Annotated in this window: 4 protein-coding genes; 3 read left to right on the forward strand and 1 reads right to left on the reverse strand. The window is 42.2% G+C overall.

Going from position 1 to position 4,440, the window contains the following annotated elements:
- From VIP81_RS28945 to VIP81_RS28955, 3 genes are all read left to right on the forward strand, one after another.
- Window positions 1-2,648 (forward strand): glycoside hydrolase family 2 TIM barrel-domain containing protein (locus VIP81_RS28945; RefSeq protein WP_331969877.1); only part of this gene is annotated, 2,648 nt, incomplete at its 5' end.
- A 142-nt stretch (window positions 2,649-2,790) separates the two neighbouring features.
- Window positions 2,791-3,138 (forward strand): hypothetical protein, encoded by a 348-nt coding sequence (locus tag VIP81_RS28950; protein ID WP_331969880.1) that lies wholly within the window; start codon window positions 2,791-2,793, stop codon window positions 3,136-3,138.
- A 6-nt stretch (window positions 3,139-3,144) separates the two neighbouring features.
- Window positions 3,145-4,155: a type II toxin-antitoxin system antitoxin SocA domain-containing protein gene (locus VIP81_RS28955; RefSeq protein WP_331969883.1), complete on the forward strand. Its 1,011-nt coding sequence runs from the start codon at window positions 3,145-3,147 to the stop codon at window positions 4,153-4,155.
- Window positions 4,156-4,166: 11 nt separating this feature from the next.
- On the opposite strand, the gene VIP81_RS28960 is transcribed toward VIP81_RS28955, so the two are convergent.
- Window positions 4,167-4,440, reverse strand: a 274-nt coding sequence (locus VIP81_RS28960) for a pentapeptide repeat-containing protein (RefSeq protein ID WP_331969886.1), incomplete at its 5' end; no start/stop codon positions are given.

Below are 4,440 nucleotides of genomic sequence, written 5' to 3' on the forward strand. Positions count from 1 at the left end.
TTTTTATCTGGGTAAACGGACAGAAAGTAGGTTATAGTGAAGACAGTAAACTGGCTGCAGAATTTGATATCACCAAATATGTAAAACCGGGAGAAAACCTGGTTGCATTGCAGGTATACCGCTGGAGCGACGGCTCTTACCTGGAATGTCAGGATATGTGGCGCATTTCCGGTATTGAAAGAGAGGTATACCTTTATGCTACGCCAAAGCTGGATGTGCGCGATTTTAAGATCACATCTACCCTCGATAAATCTTATACCAATGGTATTTTTAAAATAGATATGGAGGTAGATAATTACCGCATAGATAAAAATACCAATCATAGTAAGCCCGATACTTTTGCAGTAGCAGTGGACCTGCGGGATGCCAGCGGAAAAAGTATTTACACGGAAGAAACCACTACCATACAGAAAGTATTAGGCAACTATAAATCAACTGTTTCCTTTAGTAAAGAAATACCGGCGGTGCAAACCTGGTCGGCTGAAACCCCTTACCTGTACACACTCTACATTACCCTGAAAGATAAAACGGGTAAGGTGCTGGAAGTGATTCCACAACGTGTTGGCTTCCGTTCTATCGAAATTACGAACCGCAATTTCCTCGTTAACGGTAAACGTGTTTTCCTGAAAGGCGTGAACCGTCATGAACATAACGCCACACAAGGACATACACTTACCCATGACGACATGCGCAAGGATATGGAAATGATGAAACAGCTGAATGTTAATGCGGTACGTCATTCTCATTATCCTCCCGATCCTTACTGGATGCAGCTGTGCGATGAATACGGCTTATACGTCATCGACGAAGCGAATATTGAATCACATGGCCGTTACTACGATCTCGCCTATACGTTTGCCAACGATAAGCAATGGCGTATTCCTCATCTGGCGCGCGTGCAACGCATGTATGAAAGAGATAAAAATCATGCAGCCGTTGTTACCTGGTCGTTAGGAAATGAAGCCGGTAATGGTTGTAATTTTTATGAAGCCTATGATTGGCTCAAAGCAAAAGACAGCTCCCGTCCCGTACAATATGAACGCGCGGAGCACGACTATAATACGGACATGATTGTACCACAATATCCTTCGCCAGGCTCTCTGCTAAGGTATTCACAACGCAATCCGGATCGCCCCATGATCATGAGCGAATATGCGCATATTATGGGGAACAGTCTTGGTAACTTCCAGGAATACTGGACCGCTATCGAAAACAATCCTTATTTACAAGGTGGTTTCATCTGGGAATGGATTGATCAGGGCATTGATACGGTAAAGAATGGTAAACGCATCCTGGCCTACGGTGGCGATTTCCCGCTGAGTGGTCCGGTGAACGAGGATTTCAGCGATAATAATTTCTGCGTAAAAGGAGTAGTGACGGCACATCGTGGTTTAACACCCATGGCAGTGGAAGTGAAAAAAGTGTATCAACATATCAGCACTACTTTTAATGGAGGGGATAGTATTACCATTCGTAATGGTTATTTCTTCCGGGATCTGTCTAACTACCAGTTAACCTGGGAGGTATTGGAAGATGGGAAACCGATAGAACATGGCGCCATCAAGGATCTTAAGCTGTCGCCACAGCAACAGCTACCCGTCGCGCTGCCATTTAAAACCAAAGTGAAAACAGACAAGGAATATTTCCTGAATGTACATTACCAGCTAAAAACAAAAGAGCCATTTATTCCTGCCGGCTACGAAATAGCGGCAGAACAATTTAAATGGCGGCCCACCGGGAAAAGTGATGTTGTGGTAACACATAAACAAGCTGCATTAACGGCAGTAGAAACACCGGGCGCCTTACAAATCAAAGGTAGCGGCTTCGCATTGTCTTTTGATATGAACAAAGGGACGCTGAACAGTTATGAACTACAGGGCGAATCATTGCTGGAAGGCAGCGTTCAGCCTGCGTTCTGGCGCGCGCCCACTGATAATGACATCGGCGCCGGCTTCAATCATTCCCTGCGTAAATGGCGTAATGCTGCCGCAGAAGGAAAAGTTGTCAGCGCTAAACTCCTGAAAACAGAAGATAGTTATATCGTTACCATCAAAAAAGAATTACTGGACGGAGAAGCCACCGTTACACAAATATTCTATGTATATGGCGATGGTGCAGTAAGAGTAGAAAACCAGTTAAACGTGATCAAAGGAAAATACCCATTGTTATTGCGTGTAGGCAATGACCTGCAGCTGAATAAACAACTAAGCCGGGTCAGCTATTATGGTCGTGGCCCCTGGGAAAACTATTGGGATAGGAAGACAGCTTCTTTCGTGGGTATCTATCAACAATCGGTAGACAGCCAGTACTTTCCTTATGCCCGTCCTCAGGAAAGCGGTAATAAAGCTGATGTTCGCTGGGTAAATCTCACTAACAAAAAAGGCAAAGGATTACGGTTTGAATATACGGGCAGTGAACTGCTCAACTTCTCCGCACTGCCTTATAGCATGGATGACCTGGATCCCGAAGCAGATAAGAAACAATATCATTCCGGTGAACTGGTGCCGCGTAACACGATTTATCTGCATGTAGATATGCAGCAATCAGGAGTACAGGGCATTGACAGCTGGGGTTCTATGCCACTGAAAGAATACAGGATTCCATATAGCGATCAGCAATATAGTTATTGGATAAAGCCTTTGAAATAAACAGAAAGCAATGTGTGAAAGAGAGCAGCCCCGGCAGAGTATAGCCGGGGTTTTTTGTTGTATTTTTATAAAAAATACTATAATATGCAACTAATTAGTTGTGTTTTTGTATATTTGCTATGTTGAAAAACCTACCACGATTATGTCAGGAAAAGCCGAAGTTCCGGGCTTCTTGCAAGCATTTAAAGTTAACCTGGATGTATGGGGTGTGATTTTTAGGAGCGACAGGAACAAAAATATACAGGCATTGCTTGACTTAGATATTAGACCAGATGATAGGATTGACGTATTAAAATCTCTTGGGCTGACGGATTATAGCGCCGGGCCGCTGGAAGAGCGATTGAATGGAGGTGCCAATATGTGGGTATTTGGTAAAGAAGTGAAGAAAAAAGAAGTGTATATAAAAATAGCAATGGGGACCGTCAATGCCAATGTAATTTGTATTTCTTTCCATATAGCTGAACTCAAAATGAAGTACCCCTTTAAATAATAATTTATGAAAAGTCCATTCACAGGAGGTAAAGTCGAATTAAAAAAGGAGATAAGAAAACTGGAATATCGCAAAGAAAAATTCCCCATCCATTTTCATTTTTATAAGTGTGTTGATTCCGGGGAAGAGTTTACAGACACTGCATTGGATAACCTAAATGTCGCCCAGATTCATAATAAGTACCGATCTAAATTTGGGATACCATTTGTGGAAGAAATTAAAGAGATAAGGGAGCAATACGGGTTAAGCGCTGTTAAAATGAGTGAGGTGCTGGGATTGGGTATTAATGTGTATCGGCAGTACGAGGGAGGCGAAATTCCGAGTGTGGCAACAGGACGATTAATCCGGCTGGCAAAGGATCCGGATGAATTTAAAAAGTTATTGGAAATCAGCCAGGGTGTTTTTGAACCCAATGAATACGATCGCGTATTGCGCAAAATAAATTTGGCTACTCAGGCGGATACAATTGATGCGAAGCTATATTTTTATCTTTTCGAAAGCAAGTATCCTAATATGCTAAATGGTTTTCGAATGCCTGATATAAAAAGAATCGCCGGCATGATCCATTTCTTTGCGCAAGAAAACAAGCCCTATACTACAGCACTGAACAAGTTGTTGTTTTATGCGGATTTTGCTCATTTTAAAAAACACGGCACCGGGATTAGTGGGATGTGCTATAAGGCATTTGAAAAAGGACCAGTGCCCAATAACTATGGAAGTGTTTATAATTACCTTTTAAACAAGGGATTGATTAATATGACGGAGGTTACCTTTCAAGACTTTGTGGGAGATCAGTTTTACAGTGAAATTAATATTCAACTCAATGAAGAGGGTAATGACCTTTTCTCCGCTTCAGAAATAGCTATACTGAAGGCAGTATCTAAAAGATTTAAAGGAAAGACAACTAAGGAAATTGTTCAAATAAGTCACCTTGAATCTGCCTGGCAAAATAATGCAGATATGTCAGGTCGTATAACTTATGAATATAGCTTTGACCTTAAAGCTGGTGAAAAATAGTTCGTCTTCTTTTACTCTACAATCTCCACCCCCAATCCATCCAGCAACGCCAACGCATCCGGCAAACTAAACTTCGCCTTTCTCACTTTATTCTCCTGCACATTAATCGCATATCGTTGCGCCCCAACAAAATTTGCCTGGGTAAGATCTGTAGCGGCAAATCGCGCACCTGCCAGATCTGTTCCCGTAAAATTCGACAGCGATAAATTACAGGCGGTAAAATCAACTTCATCTGCCTGACAATGAATAAACACGCCCTTTTTCAGGTTCTTACCTGCAAAAGTA

The sequence above is a fragment of the Chitinophaga sp. genome (genome assembly GCF_036566945.1).
In the GTDB taxonomy this organism is placed as follows: domain Bacteria; phylum Bacteroidota; class Bacteroidia; order Chitinophagales; family Chitinophagaceae; genus Chitinophaga.

Coding starts and splice junctions, on each gene's coding strand:
- VIP81_RS28950 (WP_331969880.1), top strand. CDS start 2,791: ATGTCAGGAAAAGCCGAAGTTCCGGGCTTCTTGCAAGCATTTAAAGTT.
- VIP81_RS28955 (WP_331969883.1), top strand. CDS start 3,145: ATGAAAAGTCCATTCACAGGAGGTAAAGTCGAATTAAAAAAGGAGATA.